22 protein-coding genes, 1 tRNA gene and 1 pseudogene are annotated in these 22,569 nt (G+C 69.8%); 10 read left to right on the top strand and 14 right to left on the bottom strand.

Annotated elements, in window-relative coordinates:
* Positions 1 to 40: 40 nt before the first annotated feature.
* The gene (locus K2F54_RS10005; RefSeq protein ID WP_220605720.1) at positions 41 to 934 is read left to right on the top strand and encodes a hypothetical protein; all 894 of its coding nucleotides are present in this window, start codon (positions 41 to 43) and stop codon (positions 932 to 934) included.
* Positions 935 to 938: 4 nt separating this feature from the next.
* On the opposite strand, the gene K2F54_RS10000 is transcribed toward K2F54_RS10005, so the two are convergent.
* The gene (locus tag K2F54_RS10000; protein ID WP_220605719.1) at positions 939 to 1,211 is read right to left on the bottom strand and encodes a DUF2277 domain-containing protein; all 273 of its coding nucleotides are present in this window, start codon (positions 1,209 to 1,211) and stop codon (positions 939 to 941) included.
* 411 nt (positions 1,212 to 1,622) lie between these two features.
* Between K2F54_RS10000 and K2F54_RS09995 the strand changes: the two genes are divergently transcribed.
* A complete protein-coding gene (locus K2F54_RS09995; RefSeq protein ID WP_220605718.1) occupies positions 1,623 to 1,892 on the top strand; it encodes a hypothetical protein in 270 nt (89 codons plus the stop codon).
* Between the two features lie 104 nt (positions 1,893 to 1,996).
* Here K2F54_RS09995 and K2F54_RS09990 read toward each other — a convergent pair whose 3' ends face one another.
* The 6 genes from K2F54_RS09990 to K2F54_RS09965 all read right to left on the bottom strand — a co-directional run bounded on the left by K2F54_RS09990 (position 1,997) and on the right by K2F54_RS09965 (position 7,012).
* On the bottom strand, positions 1,997 to 2,998 hold the full coding sequence (locus K2F54_RS09990; RefSeq protein WP_220605717.1) for a Gfo/Idh/MocA family protein: 1,002 nt from the start codon (positions 2,996 to 2,998) through the stop codon (positions 1,997 to 1,999).
* 50 nt (positions 2,999 to 3,048) lie between these two features.
* Positions 3,049 to 3,123: transfer RNA gene (locus K2F54_RS09985), tRNA-Arg, on the bottom strand.
* A 49-nt stretch (positions 3,124 to 3,172) separates the two neighbouring features.
* The gene (locus K2F54_RS09980; RefSeq protein WP_220605716.1) at positions 3,173 to 4,216 is read right to left on the bottom strand and encodes a CHAP domain-containing protein; all 1,044 of its coding nucleotides are present in this window, start codon (positions 4,214 to 4,216) and stop codon (positions 3,173 to 3,175) included.
* A 122-nt stretch (positions 4,217 to 4,338) separates the two neighbouring features.
* Positions 4,339 to 4,848: an HNH endonuclease gene (locus K2F54_RS09975; protein WP_220605715.1), complete on the bottom strand. Its 510-nt coding sequence runs from the start codon at positions 4,846 to 4,848 to the stop codon at positions 4,339 to 4,341.
* Positions 4,849 to 5,200: 352 nt separating this feature from the next.
* Positions 5,201 to 6,061 carry a C40 family peptidase gene (locus K2F54_RS09970; RefSeq protein WP_255576950.1) on the bottom strand — a complete coding sequence of 287 codons (861 nt, stop codon included), beginning with the start codon at positions 6,059 to 6,061 and terminating at the stop codon, positions 5,201 to 5,203.
* Positions 6,062 to 6,304: 243 nt separating this feature from the next.
* On the bottom strand, positions 6,305 to 7,012 hold the full coding sequence (locus K2F54_RS09965) for an iron-dependent transcriptional repressor DtxR (RefSeq protein WP_220605714.1): 708 nt from the start codon (positions 7,010 to 7,012) through the stop codon (positions 6,305 to 6,307).
* Positions 7,013 to 7,085: 73 nt separating this feature from the next.
* On the opposite strand from K2F54_RS09965, the gene serC reads away from it, so the two are divergent.
* Both serC and K2F54_RS19155 read left to right on the top strand, forming a co-directional pair.
* Positions 7,086 to 8,201, top strand: coding sequence for a phosphoserine transaminase (serC, locus tag K2F54_RS09960; protein ID WP_220605713.1), 1,116 nt, complete (start codon positions 7,086 to 7,088; stop codon positions 8,199 to 8,201).
* A 9-nt stretch (positions 8,202 to 8,210) separates the two neighbouring features.
* Positions 8,211 to 8,381: pseudogene (locus K2F54_RS19155) on the top strand (DUF2530 domain-containing protein); the annotation flags it as partial.
* On the opposite strand, the gene K2F54_RS09955 reads toward K2F54_RS19155, so the two are convergent.
* Together K2F54_RS09955 and K2F54_RS09950 are read right to left on the bottom strand one after the other, a co-directional pair.
* Positions 8,307 to 9,071, bottom strand: coding sequence for a DUF3027 domain-containing protein (locus tag K2F54_RS09955; protein WP_220605712.1), 765 nt, complete (start codon positions 9,069 to 9,071; stop codon positions 8,307 to 8,309). The pseudogene K2F54_RS19155 and the gene K2F54_RS09955 overlap by 75 nt on opposite strands.
* Positions 9,064 to 9,444 carry a cold-shock protein gene (locus tag K2F54_RS09950; RefSeq protein WP_220605711.1) on the bottom strand — a complete coding sequence of 127 codons (381 nt, stop codon included), beginning with the start codon at positions 9,442 to 9,444 and terminating at the stop codon, positions 9,064 to 9,066. Before K2F54_RS09950 ends, K2F54_RS09955 begins: the two co-directional genes overlap by 8 nt.
* A gap of 94 nt (positions 9,445 to 9,538) precedes the next feature.
* Between K2F54_RS09950 and K2F54_RS09945 the strand changes: the two genes are divergently transcribed.
* The 3 genes from K2F54_RS09945 (at position 9,539) to K2F54_RS09935 (ending at position 13,385) form a co-directional block, all read left to right on the top strand.
* Complete coding sequence (locus tag K2F54_RS09945) at positions 9,539 to 9,814, top strand: hypothetical protein (RefSeq protein ID WP_220605710.1); 276 nt, start codon at positions 9,539 to 9,541, stop codon at positions 9,812 to 9,814.
* Positions 9,815 to 9,818: 4 nt separating this feature from the next.
* Positions 9,819 to 11,666: a helicase-associated domain-containing protein gene (locus K2F54_RS09940; RefSeq protein WP_220605709.1), complete on the top strand. Its 1,848-nt coding sequence runs from the start codon at positions 9,819 to 9,821 to the stop codon at positions 11,664 to 11,666.
* Between the two features lie 66 nt (positions 11,667 to 11,732).
* Complete coding sequence (locus K2F54_RS09935; RefSeq protein WP_220605708.1) at positions 11,733 to 13,385, top strand: DNA repair helicase XPB; 1,653 nt, start codon at positions 11,733 to 11,735, stop codon at positions 13,383 to 13,385.
* A 61-nt stretch (positions 13,386 to 13,446) separates the two neighbouring features.
* Here the strand turns inward: K2F54_RS09935 and K2F54_RS09930 are convergent, their stop codons facing one another.
* The 4 genes from K2F54_RS09930 to K2F54_RS09915 form a co-directional block, all read right to left on the bottom strand.
* The gene (locus K2F54_RS09930) at positions 13,447 to 15,033 is read right to left on the bottom strand and encodes an HNH endonuclease signature motif containing protein (protein WP_220605707.1); all 1,587 of its coding nucleotides are present in this window, start codon (positions 15,031 to 15,033) and stop codon (positions 13,447 to 13,449) included.
* A gap of 89 nt (positions 15,034 to 15,122) precedes the next feature.
* Entirely contained in the window at positions 15,123 to 15,848 is a 726-nt protein-coding gene (locus K2F54_RS09925; protein WP_220605706.1) for a pyrimidine reductase family protein, read from the bottom strand.
* Positions 15,848 to 16,753 carry a dihydropteroate synthase gene (folP, locus tag K2F54_RS09920; RefSeq protein ID WP_220605705.1) on the bottom strand — a complete coding sequence of 302 codons (906 nt, stop codon included), beginning with the start codon at positions 16,751 to 16,753 and terminating at the stop codon, positions 15,848 to 15,850. Before folP ends, K2F54_RS09925 begins: the two co-directional genes overlap by 1 nt.
* Before the next feature lie 49 nt (positions 16,754 to 16,802).
* A complete protein-coding gene (locus K2F54_RS09915) occupies positions 16,803 to 18,107 on the bottom strand; it encodes an NAD(P)/FAD-dependent oxidoreductase (protein WP_220605704.1) in 1,305 nt (434 codons plus the stop codon).
* 161 nt (positions 18,108 to 18,268) lie between these two features.
* On the opposite strand from K2F54_RS09915, the gene K2F54_RS09910 reads away from it, so the two are divergent.
* From K2F54_RS09910 to K2F54_RS09900, 3 genes are all read left to right on the top strand, one after another.
* Positions 18,269 to 18,961: a response regulator transcription factor gene (locus K2F54_RS09910; protein ID WP_110128143.1), complete on the top strand. Its 693-nt coding sequence runs from the start codon at positions 18,269 to 18,271 to the stop codon at positions 18,959 to 18,961.
* A 30-nt stretch (positions 18,962 to 18,991) separates the two neighbouring features.
* Positions 18,992 to 20,776, top strand: a complete 1,785-nt coding sequence (locus K2F54_RS09905; protein ID WP_220605703.1) for a sensor histidine kinase — start codon at positions 18,992 to 18,994, stop codon at positions 20,774 to 20,776.
* A 137-nt stretch (positions 20,777 to 20,913) separates the two neighbouring features.
* A complete protein-coding gene (locus K2F54_RS09900; RefSeq protein ID WP_220605702.1) occupies positions 20,914 to 21,204 on the top strand; it encodes a WXG100 family type VII secretion target in 291 nt (96 codons plus the stop codon).
* 43 nt (positions 21,205 to 21,247) lie between these two features.
* On the opposite strand, the gene K2F54_RS09895 is transcribed toward K2F54_RS09900, so the two are convergent.
* A complete protein-coding gene (locus K2F54_RS09895) occupies positions 21,248 to 22,402 on the bottom strand; it encodes a hypothetical protein (RefSeq protein ID WP_220605701.1) in 1,155 nt (384 codons plus the stop codon).
* Positions 22,403 to 22,569: the final 167 nt, after the last annotated feature.

Below are 22,569 nucleotides of genomic sequence, written 5' to 3'. Positions count from 1 at the left end.
AACGGTGGCGACAGCGACCCGCGCGGGCGAGGATGGGTGCATGACCGCCACCCTCACCGCGATTGCCCTGGACCTGTACGGGCTGCAGCCGCAGGAGTTCACCGCCGCGCGCAACAACAGGGTGCGTGAACTCAAACCCACGGATGCGCCGCTTGCGACGCAGGTCGCCGCGCTGCGGAAACCCGCCCCTGCGGCCTGGCTGGTCAACCTTCTCGCCCGACAGAGCGCCGACGAGCTTGACGCCCTCCTGCGGCTCGGTGAGCGGATGCGCTCCGCGCAGGAGCAGCTGGACCGGGAGGACCTGCGGCGCATCGGCGGTGAGCGGCGCACGTTGGTGGCCGCGCTCACCCGCCAGGGCGCGGAGGCCGCAGACGGCCTGGGGCATCCGCCCACCCCGAACGTGCTGGCCGAGGTGGAGCAAACCCTGCTGGCCGGCACCACGGATGCCGCGGCGGCCGCGGCCGTCGCCAGCGGGCTGCTGGTCAAGCCGTTGCGAGCGGAGGGCTTCGGGGCGGTCGAGCTGGCCGGCGCCGTGGCGGTGCCCGATCCGGAGCCCTGGCACGGAGCATCCCCGCGGAGCGGGTCCCCCACCGGCAGCACGCCTTCCCCGGTCGACCTGGCCGAGGTGCGCCGTCGCAAGGAGGCCAGGCTGCAGGCCGACCGCCTCGAACGGGAGGCGGACACCGCCGCCGCGGAGAACGAGGCCCTCGACCGTCGTGCGCACCGGCTCGCATTGCGCCGGGCCAGCCTCGAGGCGGAGATCGCCGAGGTGCGCGAACAACTGGACACGGCCCAGGCCGGGCTGCGGGGCGTCGCCGACGACGAGAAAGCGCTCGCCGAGGCCCGCGCGTCGGCGCGTGTCGCCGCAGAGGAGTCCAGCAGGCGCGCCAGAGCCGCCAGGGCGTCAGCCGACGCCCTGGGGCACTCCGACTGACCCGTCAGGCCGCGGCGAACCGTTTCGCCGAACGCTGTTTGGCCTTCTCCGCCTCGACCTCGCGATTCTTCGGCGGGGCGCTCGTCACGAGGTCTTCCAGCAGGTGGCGGGAAATGTGGGCGATCTCCTCCACCGCCCGGGTGAACGCCGCTTCGTTGGCCTTCGACGGTTTCGTCGACCCGCTGATCTTGCGCACGAACTGCAGAGCGGCCGCGTGCACCTCATCGTCGGTGGCGGCAGGTTCGAAATTGTGAAGCTGATGAATGTTCCGACACATACTCCGAGAGTAGCCAGCCGGGTCCATCCGCGAAACCGGCAGGTTGGGGGTGTTGCGCGCCGCGCCCAACCCCCACTACGGTGATGCCTACGCCATACGACGAAAGGAGCCCAGCGTGATTACAGCCACGATTGCATTCGCATTCCGTACCACCGCCGGCTTCGTCGGCGTCTTCACCGCCTGATCGGCCAGTAGGCAACCCACCGGTCCAGACGGTGGTGACGCTCTCGAAGCCCGACCAGGCCGGCATCCGCACTCGTGCGCTCGCGGCCAGGGTCATTCACCCCGCTCGTGCCGCGCGAATCGCGCGCAGCATCCTCGCCGCTTCGCGCGGCCACCCCTTATTCGGCGTGCCCGGATGCGCTTTTGTCGCGCCTGCCTGGCACGCAAACCTTCTCAAGGACACTCATCATGACAACCAAGCTGGCGCCCACGATCGGGCGCCATGATCACCCACCTCAACCCCTGGGCTCCCCCGCACCGCACCCCGTGCGGCGCGTTGGCCCGGTGGATCGCGCCGCCATGCACCTCGGTCTGGCCCTGATCCGCTGGGGTCGCCGCCCCGCCACGGCCCGGCGCCGTGAACGGGCCGTTCTCGCACCGGAGTCGGTGGACGCCCGCCGCGACCTCGACCGCGCTCGCGACGAGCAGCTCGCCCTGATGCTCATCCGGCTGCGGTGAGCCGCCGCGCGGGTGGTGCGCCGCTTCGCGGGTGGCGTGCCGCCCGCGAAGCGGCGCCTGACCCGCGAATCGCGGCGGGGTGCCGGCGCGACCGGCGGATGCGGTCAGCCGCGTGCGGCCGCGTCCACGCCCGCCCGCCACTGGTCGAGCAGGCGGGCGATGCTGCGGCTGTACGCCCAGGGCATCTCCGGTGCCTCGGTGCGGCCGTCGCGCAGCGCCAGCGACACGCAGTCGGCCTCGGCGGCGAACGGATCCACCGTCGGCAGTTCCACCAGTCGTTCGGTGCCACCGCTGCGCACGATGAACGACCGCGCAGAGGCCGTGCGGTCGCCGAACGCGTCGGCGAGGTCGACGACCCCGAAGTCGCCGGCAAGCTGCGCTGATTTCGGCAGTGCGGCGACGATCGAGCAGGCCACGTCAGCGGAGAACCCGGCGGCAGCGATGGTGGCGGTGGCGTGCTCGTCGACGCCGGTGTCACCGATCTGTCCGGTGGCGACCGTGACGCTGAGGTCAGCCGGGTCAATGCCGGCGGCCGCGGCGAGCCCCAGCGCGAACGCGACCGGGTAGCCGCCCATGTCCAGGATGGCTCCGCCGGCCAGGGCAGGGTCGAACAGTCGGCCGGAGCGCTGCCCGGCGGCGAATCCGCCCGACGCGACCACCGTCAGCGGGGATCCGCTCTCCCGGTCGGCCACGAGCCCCTCCAGGGCGCGGGCGACGGGCCCGAAGCGGTGTTTGTAGGCCTCGACGAACGGCACCCCACATTCCGCGGCCACGGCCAACACCCGCTCGGTCTCGGCCGCGCTGGGCGCCACCGGCTTTTCGCACAGCACGGCCTTTCCGGCCCGCAGCGCGGCGATGGCGAGGTCCGCGTGCGTGGTGTTCACGGTGGAGACATAGACGGCGTCGATGTCGTCCCGAGCGAGAAGCTCTGCATAGCTACCGGTGACGGGGGCGCCGTGCAGCGCCGCGAACTCCGCCGCCCGGTCCGGGCTGGTGCTTCCGACGGCGTGCAGGGTGCCGTAGTCGGAGCGGGGCAACGCTCGGGCGAACCAGCCGCCGATGTCGCCGGGTCCCAGGATCGCCCACCGGGTGCGTGTAGTCGTCATTCCCCGACGCTAGCAATGATTCAGATCAGCGGATGCGCACCCTCGACGCGTGGTGCCCCTGGAGGGACTCGAACCCCCAACCCTTTCCTTAGGACGGAACTGCTCTTCCATTGAGCTACAGAGGCTGACCGGGAAAGTTTAGCCGCTATCCCGACGCGGACCGAACGTGTGCGGTTAGGTCGGCGGGTAGAGGAAGAGTTTGACCTCGCTGATCGGGATCGTGCGCGTGTGGTACGCGTGCGAACCCATCCAGTTGTATTCCTCGAGCACCACGGTGCCGTCGCCGGGCACCGACTGCACGTAGGCCACGTGGTTGTAGCTGAAGGTGGCGACGGCCCCGACGACGGGGGTCTTGCCGGTGGGGCGACCCTGGGCCGCCCAGTTGCCCGCCCAGGCGGAACCGTTGCCGCCGCCGGGGGTCAGGTTGCCCCAGGTCCACTTCCACGGGCTGCCGGAAGCGCCGGCGTCGCGGTTCAACCGCCACGCCACGAAGTCCACGCACTCGCGGTAGTAATAGCCGAGCGGGGACAGCCCGCCGCCCTGGTCATCCGTTGCGGCCGTCGGCCACGGGTAGTCGTCGCCCTCGGCACGGATGCCGTACACGGCAAAGCCTGCGGCCGCGGCGGCCTTCTGGGCGAGTTCCGCCTGCAGGGCCGCCTCGGTCTCGTCAAGCTCGGCCTGGCTGGTGGAGCTGAAGCCGTCGGCGGAGATGGTCACGGCCGCGGCCGCTGCAGCCACGGTGACCCGCTGGGCCTCTTCGGCGGTCGCGCCGCTGACCACGGCACTGGCGCCCTGGGGTGCGAAGGCGTAGGAGGGCAACGCGATGGTGAGGAAGATCGCGGGGATCGCCACGAGGGTCAGGAGCTTCGCCATCGGTTTGCGGGCGGCCCGCATTCGACCGGTCGCGCGCTGCCGGGGGGCAGCAGGCGGCGGCGTGGCGCGCGCGTAGGCGCGGGCGGGACGCCCGGGAGCGCGGCGGGCCGGCGACGCGACGGCCGCGGGCCCTTCGACGACGACGACGGCCAGGTCCTGCGCCGCGGAGACGATCTGCACCGGCGGCACGGGCACAGGTACCGACGACTCGGGTACCGATGTCTCGGAGACCGGGGTCACGGATCCGGCGGCGAGGGCTTCGGCTTCGCGCAGTGCGCGCAGCTCGCGGCGCGTGAGCATCGCGCCGTCGCCCTCGGGCGAGCCGGCTGGGCCGGAATGAGTCACAGGGATTCCTTAAACGGCCGAAACCGGTGGGGTACCCGTCAACCTTAGGCGATGCCCCGGGCCCCTGTCACGCTGAGCGTTACGTTTTCGTGACATTGCTTGGAAATAAACCGACGGAGGCGTCAGGCGGCGCTGCGCGCGGCCGGAACCAGGAATTCATCCCACTGCGGCAGCGGCCGTTCGACGCCGCTGAGCGTCCAGGTCGTCCCCTGCGGCATCCTCGGGTTGGTGTGCATGGTCCACCCCATCTCGGCCGGCGTGCGATCACTCTTGAGGTTGTTGCACCGCAGGCAGCAGGCCACGAGGTTGTCCCAGGTGTCGCGGCCGCCACGGGAGCGGGGCTGCACGTGGTCGATGGTGCTGGCGGTCTTGCCGCAGTAGCAGCAGCGGTGTTCGTCGCGGCGCAGCACCCCACGCCGGCTCACCGGCACCGTCCGCGACCGGGGCAGACGCACATACCGGGTGAGCAGGATGACGCTGGGCCGCTCCCACGAACCCGTCGCCGCCCAGACCGGATGACCCTGGTCTGCCTGGATGACGGTTGCCTTCTGGTTCATGACGAGCACGAGCGCCCGCTTGAACGAAACGACCGCGAGGGGTTCATACCCCGCGTTGAGGACCAGTGTGCGCATGCGCTCCCTTTCGAAAAAGGCTGGACGGCTTCCAGCCATTCGAACTGCTACCTGGCGAGCGCGGGGAGGAGATGCGGGCAAACAAAAAGGGCGTTGTCATCATGACAACGCCCCACGGGTCTCAGTGTGCTGGCGGCACACGATACCCGGACAGATTTGACTGCTGTGCCGCAGCGCTCGGCATGCGCGCACATCCATGGTGTGGATCGTGCGTAGCTGGCGCATCGGCTCTCCTAAAATCCCGCAGAACATCAGGGCATCAGGTTAACCCACAAATGGTGCGCCGCGAAACGCGGCGCACCATTTGTGCTATGGCGTTACCCAGTGTTCACCGGGCGCGATCAGCCGGGGCTCAAATGCCCAAGCGCACGATGTAGTAGTTGCTGGTCCAGATCGGCTGCACGCGCACGGCCGCACCCTCGTATGGTGCGTGCAGGATGTTGCCGTTCCCGGCGTAGAACCCGTCATGACCTGGCATGATCACCAGGTCACCCGGCTGGGCGTCGGCGAGGGCGATGCGGGTGCCTGCGGCGCCCTGGCCCGAGGAGGAGTGCGGCAGCGCGATACCGAACTGCGCGTAGACGTACATCACGAAACCCGAGCAGTCGAAGCCGGCCGGGGTGGCCCCGCCGTACACGTACGGCACGCCCTGGTACTGCAGCGCGACGTTGTACACCGACGCCAGGTCGAAACTGGGATGCGCGGGGCTGGCCAGGTACTCGGCCGCGGACGGACCCGAATACGAGGCCGCGTAGCTTGTCATCGCGGCGGCGGCGGCCACCCGCGCTGCTTCGGCGGCCGCGGCGGCCTCCGCCGCCTCAGCGGCATCGATCTCGGCCTGAGGGGTGGAGGCGAAGCCGTCCTCTGCCACGGCCACGGTCGCGGCGGTGTCATCGACGGCCACGTTCTGCGCACCGGCCTGGGTGCGTTCGGTGGCGTCGGTGGCCGCGAAGGCGATTTCCCCCTCCGACGGCGCGAAGGCGTAGGCGGGGAGCGCCATGGTGGCCACGAGTCCGGTGGCGAGGGTCATCATCACCACACTGCCGACGGAGCCGCGCCTGGCCGGGCGCTTGAGCGGGGTTCCGGCCGGCAGCACCTCGCGCGGGCGGATCTCGGACTGGGTCGCTGGCAGCGGTGGGGCGGATGCGGCGCGCAGGGCCAGCGCCGTGGAGCGTTGTGGGCGGGTGGACAGTCTTCTACCGAGTGCAGCCAAAAGATAACCTCCGGCGCCTCGACAACACTAGGGAGTTGCCCCGTCCGATGCGGAAGACCGCGGAGAGTTTCCGCACAAGAGACGGGTGTACAGAGACGTCTTGTGCGGGCCCGACGGCCGGTCTCTGACCTATGGGCTTGGGAAGACGCTACGTGACGAGATCTCGTTTGTCACTCCAAAACCACCGAATCTAACGAATCGGTAACGAATCTGTGAATCGGCTCACAAATGGGGAGGTTTGTCTTACCCCACGACGGGGGGTGTGGTGACGAAGATGTGCCCGGCGACCTCGTTGGGCAGTTCCAGCCCGTCGCCGAATCCGTCCACTCGCACGAGAACGTATGACCCGGCGGCGGAGAACACGCCGGTGTTGCCCGGCAGCACGCCGGACTGCTTGAGCTGGGCGAGCAGTTCGGGATCGAACTGCACGGGCTCGCCGAGCCGACGGATGACCGCACTGACCGGCTGCGCCGACGCCGCGACCACGTCGAGAAGGTTGGTGACCCCGGCCATGAACGCCACGGCGGGCGAGTCACCCAGTTCGTCGAGTCCGGGGATCGGGTTCCCGTACGGGGACTCGGTGGGGTGGCCGAGGATCTCGAGGATCTTGCGCTCGACCTGTTCGCTCATCACGTGCTCCCACCGACAGGCCTCGTCGTGGACGAACTCCCACTCGAGGCCGATCACGTCGCTGAGCAGACGCTCCGCGAGGCGGTGCTTGCGCATCACGTGCACGGCCTTGCTGCGGCCGGTGAGGGTGAGCTCGAGGTGGCGGTCACCGGACACGACGACGAGGCCGTCCCGTTCCATCCGCGCGACGGTCTGGGACACCGTGGGTCCGGAGTGGCCGAGGCGCTCCGAGATCCTGGCGCGGAGCGGAACAATGTTCTCCTCCTCGAGATCGAGGATTGTGCGGAGATACATTTCGGTCGTGTCGATAAGGTCAGTCATTCCAGCCTCCCGCTCGGCCATATGTGCAACGCCCCAACACTACCCGTGCGGTGCGGCCAACTAGAATCCTGATATGCCGGACCTACAGATCCCCACCGAATTCCTGCCCGCCGACGGACGTTTTGGCTGCGGCCCGTCCAAGATTCGCCCGGAGCAACTCGCGTACCTCTCCGGCGCCGGCGCCAGCATTCTCGGCACCTCCCACCGTCAGGCCCCGGTGAAGAACCTGGTCGGTCGCGTTCGCACCGGCCTCAGCGACCTGTTCCGCGCCCCGGCGGGCTACGAGCTCATCATGGGCAACGGCGGCTCGACGGCATTCTGGGATGCCGCCGCCTTCTCGCTCATCGAGACCCGCGCCCAGAACCTCGTCTTCGGCGAGTTCGGTGGCAAGTTCGCCGCCGCCGCCGCTGCCCCGTTCCTCACCGCCCCCGACGTGATCAAGGCCGCTCCCGGCTCCCGCACGACCGCGGTCCCCACCGAGGGCATCGACGTGTACGCCTGGCCGCAGAACGAGACCTCCACCGGCGTCATGGCTCCGGTCACCCGAGTGCAGGGCGATGCGGGTGCTCTCACCGTCATCGACGCCACCAGCGCCGCTGCCGGCATCGACTTCGAGGCCGACCAGGCGGATGTCTACTACTTCGCCCCGCAGAAGAACCTCGCCTCAGACGGCGGCATCTGGTTCGCCCTCTTCTCCGCCGCCGCCATCGAGCGGGTCGAGCGCATCGCCGCCAGCGGCCGGTACATCCCCGAGTTCCTCAGCCTGAAGAACGCGATCGACAACTCCAGGCTCAACCAGACGCTCAACACGCCGGCCCTGTCGACGCTGCTGCTGATGGAGAACCAGATCGACTGGATCAACTCGAACGGCGGACTTGCCTGGGCATCCGCTCGCACCACCGAGTCGTCGGCCGTGCTGTACGACTGGGCAGCGAGCGTTGACTACGCGACACCGTTCGTCGCCGACCCGAGCCACCGCTCGCAGGTCGTCGCCACCATCGACTTCGATGACCGCATCGACGCCGCCGCCATCGCCAAGGTGCTGCGGGCCAACGGCATCGTCGACACCGAGCCGTACCGCAAGCTCGGCCGCAACCAGCTGCGCGTGGCCACCTTCACCGCGATCGAGCCGGCGGATGTGCGGAAGCTCGTCTCGTCGATCGAGTACGTCGTGGCCAACCTGGGCTAACCTCGGCCCATGCGGTTCTGGCTCAAAGACAGCGAACGTCGGCCAGACCCGCTGCCCGCCCGCGCGAATGCGTTGAAGGCGGTGGCAGCGGGTTCGGTCGCCTGGTTAGTCGCCCTGGCGTGCGCCGTTGTCTTCCGCGCTGAACTGCATGCCGCGGGCCTGGACTGGTGGCTGTGGTGCGCCGCCATCGGCCTCGGCCTCGGCCTGGCCGGTCTCGGCTTCGTCCTGCTCCGCCGACGCTGACTCGGTGAGCGCTTCGACGTCATCGCTGGCGTCGTCGTCATCACTGTCGTCGTCGTCATCACTGTCGTCGTCGGCGTCGTCGTCACTGGCGTCGTCATCGTCATCGTCGTCGAACTCGTCGTCGCCGGCCAGTTCGGCGGCGGCGAGTTCCTCGGCCACCTTGGCGTCGGCGAGCCGGTCGATCCAGGGCACCCACTCCGGAGCGAGCAGGGCGTCGTCACCGGGGGTGAGTTCGGTTTCCAGCACCTGCGGGGCGGCGTCGCCGTCCACCCGCGACAGGCTGACCGTCCAGCGCCAGCCCGGATAACCGGTCATCAGGCAGTCGAAGAGCAACGACAGCACATGCTCGCCCTCCACGATGTAGCCGAGCGGTTCACCGATGGTGTCGGCGGGGGTGATCAGTTCCAGGGCGCTGCGCGCCTGGTCCAGTGCGCTCGCCAGCACCTCGTCGGCCTCCCAGACCTCGTCATCGTCAGCGTCCACCTCGACCTCGACCTCGACCTCGGTCTCGGTCTCGGTCGTCTGCGGGGTCGACTCGTCCGCGGCCTCGTCGGCCTGAACCTCCGTCACCGGGGGAACGTCAGCGGCCGGCGCCGCGGGCGGAGTGGGATCGAACGGGTCACGCATCCAGTTCCTCGGCAACCTTGCGCAGCATCGCCGCGATCTTCTTGCTGTGCGCGCTGTCGGGGTAGCGACCGCGGCGCAGGCTGGCCCCGATGCCGTCGAGCAGCTTCACGAGGTCCTCGACGATGATGGCCATGTCATCGGCCGGCTTGCGGCTGAGCTTGGCCAGGCTCGGCGGAGCCTCGAGAACACGAACGGAGAGCGCCTGGGCGCCCCGTTTGCCGTCGGCGATGCCGAACTCGAGCTTCATCCCCGCCTTCACCGTCACGCCGGCGGGCACCGCAGAAGCGTGCAGGAAGACTTCGTGGCCGTCATCGGAAGTGATGAAGCCAAAACCCTTCTCCTCGTCGTAGAACTTGACTTTGCCGGTGGGCATCTGAACCTCGCTGTGGTTTTGGGGCGCGCAGAATGCGTGCCAACCAGACACAGCCTATTCCGTTGTAGCTGACTGTGCCCCGTATCCTTGGACTGTGACCACTCAAACCCCACACGACTCCGGCCGGCTCGAGAAGATCCTGGCGTACATGGTCGCGGGCGTCGTCGGCGTCTCGATCCTGTCCTTCCTCGCCGTCATCCTGGGCACCGCCGCCGGCGTCGGCGACAACGACGGCTTCAGCCAGGGCGTCTGGCCGGCTGTGCTCACCCTGCCCCTGTTCGGTCTCCCCCTCGGTTTCCTGCTGATCATCGCGCTGATGATCATCAGCGGTCTCCGCCGCGCACGCGAGGCTCGACAGAAGCCGGAGTAACTCCATGCTGACGCTCTCCTCCCGCCTCCGCGCACTGGACGACGACGCACTCCGCCGCACAATCGACCTCCGGGGGATCTCCCCGCACGGAATCACCGACTTCTTCGACCTCGCCGAGGCCCTCCTCGACCCGGACGCCATCGAGGCAGCACTCTCGCACCTGGACCGCAGCACCCTCGCCGTGCTCGCCGTCGCCGGCGACCTCGGCGCCCCCACCGTCGCCGACGTGGTGGAGGGCCTGGCCGAACTCGGCCACGACACCAGGGACGCCGCCGACATCGCGGCCCGAGTGGAGCGGTTGGACGAGCTGATGCTCGTGCGCGCCGTGGACGGCATCGTGCGGCCGTACCCTGAGGTCATCACGCAGCTGCGCGGCTGGCCCCAGCGCGGCCTGCCGAGCACCGCCGACCTGGCCGGCGTACCCGCTCCGACCCCGCTCGCTCCGCTGTCGGCCACTGACGGCCGTTTCACCGAACGGCTCGCGGCCGAGCGCGCCTTCTCGGCCGTGTCCGCGATCGCCGAACTGATCACCGAGCTCAGCCGGGAGCCGGCGCGCGAACTCAGCCGCGGCGGTCTCGGCCTGCCGGACACCAAACGCCTGGCCACGGTGATGGGCATCGACGTCGACGAGGTCGCGGCCCTCGTCAGTGTGGCCGGCCGCGCCGGCCTGGTCGTGCAGAACGGCGGCTACTGGCTCGAAACCGCCGGGGGTGAGGAGTGGCTCCTCGGTGACGCCGCGGCCCGCTGGTCCGAGCTGGCCAGGTCCTGGCTCAACGCGCTCCCCCCGGATGTCCGCGAGATTCTGGCCCAGCGCCCCGGTGTGGCCTGGGGAGACGCGCTGCACCGTTTCGTGGCGTGGCTCTACCCCGCCGGCGGCGGCTGGATGGACGAACGCATCGCCGTGTTCGCCCGGGACGCCGAGCTGATCGGGATCACCGCGCGGCAGACGACGAGCGCGGCCGGCGCATCCGTGCTGGTCGGTGACATCGACGCCGCCATGGCCACCATCGCGGCCTCCCTGCCGGCCGAGGTAGGCACCGTCTATCTGCAGCACGACCTCTCGATCGTCGCGCCCGGGCCGTTGGCACCATGGATCGACGCCAGGGTGCGCACCTTCGCGGATGTCGAGAGCCGGGAGCTGGCCTCCACCTTCAGGCTCAGTGGCGCGTCGGTCAACCGCGCCCTCGCGCTCGGGGATGACGCCGATTCCCTGCTGGCCTTCCTCGCGTCGATCTCCGTCACCGGCGTGCCGCAGCCGGTGGACTACCTCGTGCGTGACGCCGCCGCGAGGTACGGGCGGGTGCGCGTGGGCAGCATCGACTCCGGCGACCCGGCCGGCGCCAGCTACATCGCGTCAGACGACAGCGCGCTGCTCGACGCCATCGCCGTGGACCAGACCGTCAGCGCACTGGACCTGACCCGGATCAGCGCCGATCGGCTGACCAGTCTGCTGCCCGCCGCCACGGTGTTCTGGGCCCTCACCGACGCCAGGTACCCCGTCGCCGCCGAGGACGCGGCCGGCACGATCGTGCATCCGCGGCGTCACCCCCTCAGCGTTCCCGCCCGCGCCGACCGGCCCGACCCCCTCATCACCCTGGTGCAGACACTGCGGGCCACCGACGGCGGCGAGGCGAAGGCCGCGCACGCCTGGCTCGCCCGGCAGCTGGATTCCGCGATCAAACACCGCCAGACCGTGCAGGTGAGCGTGCGGATGCCCGACGGGGACATCGTCGAGTACCTGCTCGAACCGGCCAGCGTCAATGGTGGGCGCTTCCGGGCCCGCGACCGGCACGCCGACATCGAGCGCACCCTGCCGTTGTCCAGCGTCGTGAGCATCACCCCCGCCCCCTGACGCCGGCCGGCACCCCCGGAACGAGGGCGAGCCGTCCGGCGGCACACCGGCGTACCATTGACGGTTATGTCCGATGGCCCGCTGATCGTCCAAAGTGACCGCACGGTTCTGCTCGAAGTCGCGCACCCTCAGGCCGAGGATGCCCGGCATGACCTGGCCGTTTTCGCCGAGCTGGAACGCGCGCCGGAACACATCCACACCTACCGCATCACCCGGCTCGGCCTGTGGAACGCGCGCGCGGCCGGCCATGACGCCGCCGACATGCTGGCCACGCTGGAGAAATACTCCAAGTTCGCGATTCCGCAGACGGTCGCCGTTGACCTCGAGGAGACCGTGGGCCGGTACGGCCGCCTGGTCATCGACCGGGACGCAGAGGGGCAGCTCATCCTGCGCAGCCTGGACGCCCCTGTGCTCACCGAGGTCGCGGCCGCCCGCCGCATCGCGCCGTTGCTGATCGGCCAGCCCACCCCCGATTCGTTCCTGGTCGCGCCGTGGGCCCGGGGTGCGCTCAAGCAGGAGCTGGTGAAGCTGGGCTGGCCCGCAGAGGACCTCGCCGGGTACACCCCCGGCACGCCGCACGACATCGCGCTGCTCGAAGACGGTTGGTCGTTGCGCGACTACCAGAACAAGGCCGTGGCGAACTTCTTCGACGCCGGCTCCGGCGTGGTCGTGCTGCCCTGCGGTGCCGGCAAGACCCTGGTGGGAGCCGGCGCGATGGCCACCGCCAAAACCAACACCCTGATCCTGGTCACCAACACGGTCTCGGCCAGGCAGTGGCGGGACGAATTACTCAAGCGCACCACCCTCACCGCGGAGGAGATCGGCGAGTACTCCGGCGCGGTGAAGGAGGTCAAACCGGTCACCATCGCCACGTATCAGATCCTCACCGCCAAGCGGAAGGGCGAGTACGCACACCTGGAACTGCTCGACGCCATGGACTGGGGCCTGGTGATCTATGACGAGGTGCACCTGCTGCCCGCACCGGTGTTCAAGCTCACCGCCGAGCTGCAGGCCCGCCGCCGGCTTGGGCTCACCGCCACGCTCGTACGCGAGGACGGCCGGGAGGGCGACGTGTTCAGCCTGATCGGCCCCAAACGGTTCGACGCCCCGTGGAAGGAGATCGAGGCGCAGGGCTTCATCTCCCCCGCCGCCTGCTTCGAGGTGCGCATCGACCTGCCCCAGTCCGAGCGGCTCAGCTACGCCGCAGCGCCAGACGACGAACGGTACCGGATGGCCGCGACCGCGCCGGCCAAGCTGGACGTCGTCACGCAGCTGGTGGCGATGCACCCGGGGGAACGCATCCTGGTGATCGGCCAGTACCTCGATCAGATCGACGAACTCGCCGACGCCCTGCAGGCGCCCAAACTCACCGGCGCCACTCCCATTGACGAACGCGAACGGCTGTACCAGGCGTTCCGGACGGGCGAGGAGAATCTGCTCGTGGTGTCCAAGGTGGCCAACTTCTCGATCGACCTGCCCGAGGCCTCCGTGGCCATCCAGGTGTCCGGCTCGTACGGCTCCCGGCAGGAGGAGGCCCAGCGCCTGGGCCGTCTGCTGCGCCCGAAGGAGTCCGGCCTCACCGCCAGTTTCTACACGCTCGTGGCCCGCGACACGGTCGACCAGGACTTCGCCCAGAACCGCCAGCGCTTCCTGGCCGAGCAGGGCTACTCGTACACGATCCTCGACTCCCACGCCCTCGACCTGGTACGTGAGCCGTGAGCCGTGAGCCGTGAGCCGTGAGCCGTGAGAACACCCCCGACAAAGGCCGAGGAGTGACCGCCTAGAACGGCGGGTTCTTGGGCACCGGCGGTGACGGGCGACGTGTGGGCTGGTGTTCGGGCATCAGGTAGCTCGCCGTTGCCGGTCGCTTGCGCGTTTTGGGGGTGACGACCGGGGGCTTGGGTCGGGGTGGTGCGACCGGGTTGGCCGGGTCGGTGCGGTAGCTGCGCTTGCCCGGTGAGGTCCAGAGCAGCACACCGCCCGGTTCCTGAACGACCTGCCACTGGGAGAGGTGTTTGAGCCGGTGGTGGGGCTCACAGAGATGGGCGAGGTTGTCGCAGTCGGTGGTTCCGCCGGTGGCCCAGTCGTCGGTGTGATCCACATCTGACTTCACCGCCGGCCGGTTGCAGCCGGGGAACCGGCAGGTCTCATCCCGCATCCGCAACCATTTCTTCATGGCCTTGGTGTTCTTGTACTGGGTCTTGCCCAGGGAGAGCACCACCCCGGTCTCCGGATGCGTGAGCAGCCGGGTGAAGCTGGGCGCGCCGGCGGCGATGTCCCGGGCGGTCTCGGGGGAGATCGGCCCGTACCCCTCGAGGGTGGCGGGTTCGTCGCTCTGGCCGAGCAGGGTGAGGACCGGCACCGTGATCATCACGGTGCCGCGGATGCCCGCGCCGAGACCGTCGGGGGTGACACCGTCGAGCAGCAGGGCCCGGGTGATGTCCGCCCGAAGCTGAGCGAGACCACGCTTGCGCTGCTGCTCGGCCTCCGCCCGCTCTGCCGCCGAGCCCGTTGCCGTGCCCGTTCCCGCGCCGGTGTCGCCGTGCTGCTGCAGAGCTTTCGCGGTGCTGTCGATGCGGTCGAACGCGGATCTGGTGTCGTGTGCGGTGCCGTACCAGTGCAACCAGCCCATGCCGTCGGCGGCCGGTTCCCAGCGGGTGTGCCGGTCGGCGAGGGCGTTCTTGGTGCGGGCCACGATCGACTCCGGGTGCTGTCTTTCCCGCAGCCGGTGGGCCCGGTTGGTGAACCGGCCCACCGGCAGGGTCTTCGCGTGCGGCAACACCGCCTCTTCGAACGCGGCCTGGTCCTCCTCGGGCAGGGTGCGCAGCTGATCGATCAACGCCTTGGCGTGCGGGTAGCTGATCTCACCCGCCGCCAACGCTTCGAAAGTGCCAGTGGTGGAGTACAGCCAGAGCGACTCGTCCAGCAGCCGTTCCACGGTGCGTTCGGATAACCGCAGCAGGCACGCCGTCTCACTCACGATCGTGCGCCGGGCCACCTCCCGGTCCTCCCACCGGCCGAACGCTATGGCCCGCGCCTGATCCTCGGTGAGGGTGGCGGCGTCCCGGTCGGCCAGCCGGACGCTCTCCGGGCTGCCCTGCAGGCGGCTCGCCACCTGCGGCTCCTCGCTCCAGAGCTGCAGTTCCACCAGCCGTTCGGCCCGTCGGGCCTGGGCTTGGGCGATGGCGCGGTGCTCGGCCGCGATCAACCCGGTGCGCCGCACCAGCTCCGTGCGCACCCAGTCGGGATCGGCTCGATCGGGCCCGGGCGGGTGGTCGGGGGCGGGGGTGGATCCGGGTGGGACGGGTTCCGGAGAGTAGTCGTCATCATCCGGAACTGGCGGTGGTGCCTGGTCTGGGCTACTCATACTGAGATCATCTCAGCTACCACCGACATAGACGCCCGCCCGCAAACCGGGAGAAGGACCCCCAGATTCGCCGACTTTTCGGGCTTAAGTCACGACTCGCGGCCCCGCAGGTAGCGCAGGAGAAGGGTGTCACCCGCGGGGAGGGCGTGCACCAGTCGCATCCGACGTGATGACCCCTCCGGTGCGACGGCGATCCGGGGCGCCTGGCCGGACTCCAGCAGCGGGGCCAGGGTCAGGCAGAGCTCGTCCACCGTGTCGGCGGCCAGCAGCGCACCGAACAGGCTCGGGCCGCCTTCGCAGAGCACCTGTGGGTAGCCGCGCTCGGTGAGGGTGCGCGCCAGACTCCCGTGGTCCACGGCTGCCTCCCCGCAGACCAGCACGTCGGCCACCGCGGCGAGCGCCGCCCGTCGCTCGGCCGGCGCCTGGGCGTGCGTGACCACGAGGGGCCGCGTGGCCGCGCGGGTGAACACCGGGTGCGCAGGGTCGAGGTCGAGCCGTCCGGACACGATCGCCACCGGCGGGTGCTCCGGCAACCCGTGGGCGAGGCGCCAGGCCACGGCCTCCTCGGTGAACCGGATGCCGCCGTACCCTTCTGCGCGCACGGTACCCGCACCCACCAGAATCACGTCGGTGAGCATCCGCAGGGTATCGAAGACCAGCCGGTCGGCGGCGTCGCCGAGCCCGCCGCTGAGCCCGTCGTGTGTGGCGGCGCCGTCGAGGCTGCTGACGAAGTTCACCCGCAGGTGCGGGGTGGCCCGCTCGTCGATCAGGTACCGGCGGAGCACCTCGGAAGGTTCCAGGGTCTGGGTGGTCATCAGGCCAGGTTATGGCGCAGGTACGCCGGCTCGCGCCAGCCCAGGATGGCCTCGGTCATGCGCACGGCGTCGACGGCGGCCGTCACGTTGTGCACCCGCACGATGCGGGCACCCTGCAGGATGCAGAAGACGGCGGCGGCGAGGGTGCCCTCGACGCGCCTGTCGCGGTCCCGGTCGAGGGTCTCGCCGATGAAGTCCTTGTTCGACACCGCCACCAGGGTCGGCAGACCCAGTGTGCTGATCTCGCCGAGACGCCGGGTGAGCTCGAGGGAGTGCAGGGTGTTCTTGTTGAGGTCGTGGCCAGGGTCGACGATGAGCCGGTCGGCCGGCACCCCGTGGCGCAGCGCACGCTCCACCCTGGCCGTGAGGAACGCGACGACCTCACCCACGACGTCGTCGTACCGCGGTGCCGGGTACGGGGTGCGCGGCCGGGCGAGGCTGTGGGTGATGACCAGGGTGGCGTCACTGTCGGCGACGACCTCGGCCATCCGCGGGTCGTGCACCCCGGTGGTGTCGTTGATGACGTGGGCGCCGGCGAGGATGCTGGCCCTCGCCACGTCGGGGTCGAAGGTGTCCACCGAGATGACCGCTCCTGAGCCCTGCAGGGCGGCGACCACGGGCACGACCCGGTCGATCTCCTCGGCCACGGGCACCGCGGGGCCAGGGGCGAACTTGGCCCCGCCGATGTCGACCCAGTCGGCACCGTCGGCCACGGCCCGGTGGGCGGCGGCGACCGCCGAGTCCAGGGCGAAGGTGGCGCCCCGGTCGTAGAACGAGTCCGGCGTGCGGTTGATCACCGCCATCACGGCCACCTCACGGGCGAAGTCGAAGTCGCGCCCGCCGATCCGGCGCACCGGCACATCCAGCCGGGGCAGGTGGATCCCGGCGGCGGTCGAACTGGGCATCTGGCTCCTTGTGCTGGGTCACGCCGACGGCGACGGGCGGTGCGGCGGCCTACCCCTGAGGTGATGTGAGCAGGTCCTCCACAGCAATGCTCTCATCTGCCAGCCGCCGCGGGTCCACTCTGACGCCCGACCGGATGAGGCGCTGCACGGTCGCGTTCACATCCCAGACGTTCACGTTCATGCCGGCGACGACCTGCCCAGCGGCGAGCCAGAACACCAGGAATTCCCGGCCGAGCCGATCTCCCCGAAACACGACCTGCGCGTCGACGGCGAGGTCGCCGAACCCGGAGTACTCCATGCTCAGGTCGAATTGGTCGGTGTAGAAGTACGGAATGGCGTCATACTCCGTCGTGTCCCCCAGCATCGCCCGCCCGGCGGCGGCCCCGGCGGCGTCGGCGTTCGCCCAGTGCTCCACCCGCAGCCGGTGGCCGAGCCGCGGGTGGTAGACGTTGGCCACGTCACCGACCGCGAACACATCGGGGTCGCCCGTCGCGAACGTGGCCGAGACCGCGATGCCGTCATCTACCGCCAGGCCGGAGCCCAGGGCCAGCTGGGTGTTCGGAGTGGAGCCGAGACCGACCACGACGAGGTCGGCGCGCACCAGGGTGCGATCGGAGAGCCGCACCCCGGTCACCCGGGTACCGCCGCTGCGGGTCTCCCCCTCCAGCTCCACCACCTCGGTGTTGTTACCCACGTGCACACCGTGGTCGCGGTGCAACCGCTCGAAGACACCGCCCACCTCCGCGCCGAGAACCCGCTGCAACGGCACGGCACCGCGACCGAGCAGAATCACATCGTTCCCGTAGCCTTTCGCCGTCGCCGCGACCTCCAGGCCGATCCAACCGCTGCCGATGATCACCACCCGGCGACCGCCCTCGGCGAGGCGGGCACGCAGTCGCTCCGAATCCTCGACCGTGCGCAGATAGTGCACCCCTGGCAGGCTCGCGCCGGGGCCGGGGAACGGTCTCGGCGACGCGCCGGTGGCCAGCAGCAGCCTCGAGTACCGCAGGGTGCGCCCGTCGTCGAGGGTCACCCGGTGGCCGGCGCGGTCGAGCACCGCGGCCCGGTGCCCGCCGATGCGCTCGATCCCATGTTCGGAGTACCAGCCGATCGGATGCACGTCCACCGAGTCGCGGTCGGCGCGGCCGGCGAGGTACTCCTTCGACAACGGCGGGCGGATGTACGGGGCTGCGGCCTCCTGCCCGATCAGCACCAGCCGCCCCGCGTAGCCGCCCGCCCGCACGGCCTCGGCCGCCCGAGCCCCGGCGAGCCCGGCCCCGGCGATGACCAGGGCATCCGCGGCGGGGTCACCGGACGTGTCGGTGGACTCGTTCACGATTGCCCGACCATCCATTGCCCCTCACCCCATCGGCGATGCCGCGTCACGCGGCCGTCTTGTGCGCCACCGTATGGGCAAGTCGTGCTTGACGGAAGGCCCGCCGGCGAAGAGGATCTGGTTTCTCACGTACCGCGCACTCACAGAAAAGCTCCAGCTAACGCGCAGATACTGGTTGCATGACTGACGGCCCCCGCATCCTTATCGTTGACGACGAACCCAACATCCGGGATCTTCTCACCACCAGCCTCCGCTTCGCCGGTTTCGCCGTGCGTGCGGTCGGCAACGGTGCACAGGCGATCTCCGCCGTGCTCGAGGAAGAGCCAGACCTCATCATCCTCGACGTCATGCTGCCCGACATGAACGGCTTCGGCGTCACCAAGCGCCTCCGGTCGGCCGGCTACACCGCCCCGATCCTCTTCCTCACCGCGAAGGACGACACCGAGGACAAGATCACCGGCCTCACCGTCGGCGGCGACGACTACGTCACCAAGCCGTTCAGCCTCGACGAGATCGTCGCCCGGATCAAGGCGATCCTGCGCCGCACCATGCACGCCGATGAGGACGCGGTCATCCGCGCCGGCGAGTTGACCATGGACCAGGACACCCACGAGGTCCTCGTCGGCGACCAGCCCATCGAACTCAGCCCCACCGAGTTCAAGCTGCTGCGTTACCTGATGCTCAACCCCAACCGGGTGCTGTCCAAGGCGCAGATCCTCGATCACGTCTGGGAGTACGACTTCAACGGCGACGCGGGCATCGTGGAGTCCTACATCTCCTACCTGCGTCGCAAGGTCGATATGCACTCCAGCGAACCGCTGATCCAGACCAAGCGCGGCTTCGGGTACATGCTCAAGGCAGCCAAGGTCTAGACGCTCAGGTTCAGTTCCTAGACTGGAAGCATGCATGTGGCCCTGATGGACCGATGGAGCCGGGTTTCGCTCCGCTCCAAAATCACCGGTGTGACCGTGCTGATGCTCACGCTCGGCCTGCTCGTTTCCGGTGTCGGAACCATGGTCATCCTGCGCAACTATGTGGTGCAGCAGGTTGATGCGGGCCTGATAACCGAGGCTCAGACCAACGGACTGACCTACCTCAACGCGGTGGAAGACGGCCGCATCGGTGTGGACTCTGACTACTTCGTCGCGGCCTACGACCAGAACGGTGTACTCAAAGCCCGCACCTGGGAGGACCGCTCCCGTAGCACCCTGCCCGTGGTCACGATTCCGCTGGACCTGCACAGCGTGTACAGTCTGGACGGCAGGGTACAAAAGCTGACCAACGCCGATGGGGACATCGAGTTCCACGCCGTCGCGGTGCCGTTCGTGATCAACTCCACCGGCACCTACGGCACGCTGCTGATGGCCGTGTCGATGGAGCCGGCCCAGAACACCGTCAACACCTACCTCAGCATCTTTTTCGGCTTCGGCGTGGGCGTCGTCGTCGTGGGCGCCATGCTCACCCGGCTGCTCGTCACCACCACGTTCGCTCCGCTGCGCGAGGTCGAACGCACGGCGGCGGCCATCGCCGAAGGCGACTTCAGCCAGCGGTTGGGCGGCGCCACCCCCAACACCGAGGTCGGCCGGCTCAACCGATCACTCAACACCATGCTCAGCCGGATCGACCGGGCGTTCAAGGACCGTGCCCGCACGATCGACCAGATGCGCCGGTTCGTCGGTGACGCCAGCCACGAATTGCGCACCCCTCTCGTCTCCGTGCGCGGCTATGCCGAGCTCTACCGGATGGGTGCCCTGCAGACCCCCGACGAGGTCGCTCAGGCCATGCAGCGCATCGAGAAGGAAGCCATCCGGATGGGGGGCCTCGTCGAGGACCTGCTCGAATTGGCCCGGCTGGACGAGACCAAGCCGCTCGTCCTGACCCGGGTAGATCTGCTGCCCCTAGCCAAGGACGCCGCCCTCGATGCCATGGCCTCGTCGCCCGGCCGCCGCGTCACCGTGCTCACCAGCCAGCCGACGGAGTTCGAGGACACCTCCCCCGAGCCGTCGATCGATCTCGCCAATTCCACCGGCGAAGTTCCGGGACCGGCCGCCCAAACGCCGGCGCCGGCCGCTCCGCCAACGGCCAGGGCCGTTGCGGCCGCCGCCAAGGCGGCCGCCAGGCCATCCGCGACCAAGCCGGACCAGTCCGGGTCCACCACGGGCTCGGTCTCGTTCGCCGGCGCAACCCTGGCACGCCTGCGCACCCGCCGCCCCAAGCGCACGGATGCGACGAGCCAGATCGGCGTCGACGTCACCGAGCCGCAGCCCGCGCCGCCGGCGTTGCAGGCCGTGATCATGGCCGAGGAGAACAAGGTCCGCCAGGTCATCACCAACCTGATGGGCAACGCTCTGCGGTTCAGCCCCGCCGACAGCCCGGTGCAGCTCGAGGTGGCCGTGGACCGCCGCAACGAGCGCGCCTCGATCTCTGTGATCGACCACGGTGAGGGAATCCCGCCGCAGATTCGCGACAAGATCTTCCAGCGCTTCTGGCGGGCCGACACCTCACGAGCACGCGAGACCGGCGGCAGCGGCCTCGGTCTGGCCATCGTGGCGTCGATCGTGGCCAGCCACAACGGGTCGGTCGAGGTCCTGGAGACCCCCGGCGGCGGCGCCACCTTCCGGGTCTGGTTCCCGCTCGCCGACTCCACCGCGGCACCGCAGGCCCTGCCACCGTCCGCTCTGCCCTGATCCGCCGCCCGTCCTCCCCAGGCGGGGTGCGGCCCGCTTCTCCCCCGGTGGTCCCCGCCCGGCTTCACCGGCCGGTTGCCGCCGTAGCGTCGCTGGCGAGCGTCCGACCGGGCGCCACAGAGCGAACGGAGAGATCGATGACCCAATTCCAGGTAGACAGTGATGCCCTGATCAGCACGACCGGAGCCGCGCGGGCCACCATGGGCCGGATCCAGGCCGAGGTGGCCGGGTTGCTGGGCCAGCTCACCGGGCTGGAGGGGTCGTGGACCGGGCAGGCATCGGCTCAGTTCCAGGCCGCCGTCTCGGCTTGGCGCACCACGCAGCAGCACGTGGAGCAGAGCGCGGATGCCCTCAATCAGGCCCTCGGCCAGGCCGGTGCGCAGTACGCAGAGGTGGAGCAGGCCAACGCCAGGCTGTTCGCCCGGTAGTCGTCGCGGGGCGCCGGCCCTGACCGGCGGTGAGCGGGCTGGTTCAGCCCACCAGCCGGGCGGCGGCCGCCTCGGCGATCCGACCCAACCGGTCGCGCAGAGTGTCCGGGTCGGCCGCCGACGAATCCGTGCTGAACCGCACCCAGTTGCCACCGATCACCGTGTCGAGGTGGCATGAGACTGTGGAGCCGACGCAGCCGAAGGATGCCCGCTCGACCCCCGGGATCGTCTCGTCTGTCGACTCCGTCTGATCGGACGCCGCGACCAGGCCGGTCATCGTGTCGTACGCCCAGGCCCCGCCCGGCAGCGCCTCCACGCCGAGGACGGCGACATCGGAGTTGTCCAGCAGCCAGGAGCAGCGCTGGGCGCCGCTCATGACCCACGCGCCGGCGGCGAGGCTCCAACCGCCGCCACCGGACGGCCCGACCCACAACTCCTCTGTGCGCTCGAAGGCCGACCTGGCCTCGTCGGCGGAGGCATAGACCGCACACTCTTCCGGCAGCGCCACGGCGTCGGCCGGGGCTGTCCAGAGTGGCGCCGGCGCGGGCGCGGCCGCCACCGTGGCGACAATGGACTCGAGCAGCGGCGCCACCCGGGCGGCCACAGCATCATCGCTCTGCGCGGCATCCACGTCGATGCCGCGCAGGGTCACCTCGATCCAGGTGCTGCCGACCAGGATGCTATTCGTGCACATCGACTCGGCGCCGCGGCCGAAGCACGCCCCGCTGGAGGAATCGCCGAAGACCGACTCTGCACCGCTGGTGACGCCTGGATAGAGCTCGGCGTAGCGGGCGTACTGCTCGGTGGCGTCGGGGAGCACCTGCACCGTGTAGCCGGGGACGATCGGCCCGACGCCGTCGACCGGCTCCACCGCAGTGGGGGCGGTGGCCGCGCAGGCCGTGCCACCGAGCTGCTCGACCGCGAAGCTGAGCGGGTTCATGCCGAACGCGAGCGCGGCAGCCGGCAGCGCCACGAGACCGGCGATCACTGTCTCGGCGGCGAGATCCTCCGGCACGAGCACGGCGCAGTCCAGGCCCAACCTGGAAGACGGCTCGGTCGCAGCGTCCGCCGGCGTCGCTGCGGGTGTCGGCGTCGCGCTGGCGTCCGGCGCGGTCGGGGTCTCGCTCGGAGAGGTCCCGCCGGGCGCGCTGGTCGGGTTCTCGGTCGGCGCGCTTCCGCATCCGGTCAGTAACAACACCAACAGTGCTGTCGTGACGAGCGTGCCTGATGCCTGGTGTGTCCCCCGGTGCCCCATACCGCACGGTAGCACTCGCTGTGGTCGACCAGCGCCGCACGCACGAATGTGGGCGCCCCCCGAAGGGGACGCCCACATTGCGTCAGTACTGGTGACTGGTGCGGCCGGAC

This window comes from Cryobacterium inferilacus, assembly GCF_019599185.1.
Classification (GTDB): Bacteria; Actinomycetota; Actinomycetes; order Actinomycetales; family Microbacteriaceae; genus Cryobacterium; species Cryobacterium inferilacus.
This window is presented reverse-complemented; position numbering and strand designations above follow the sequence as displayed.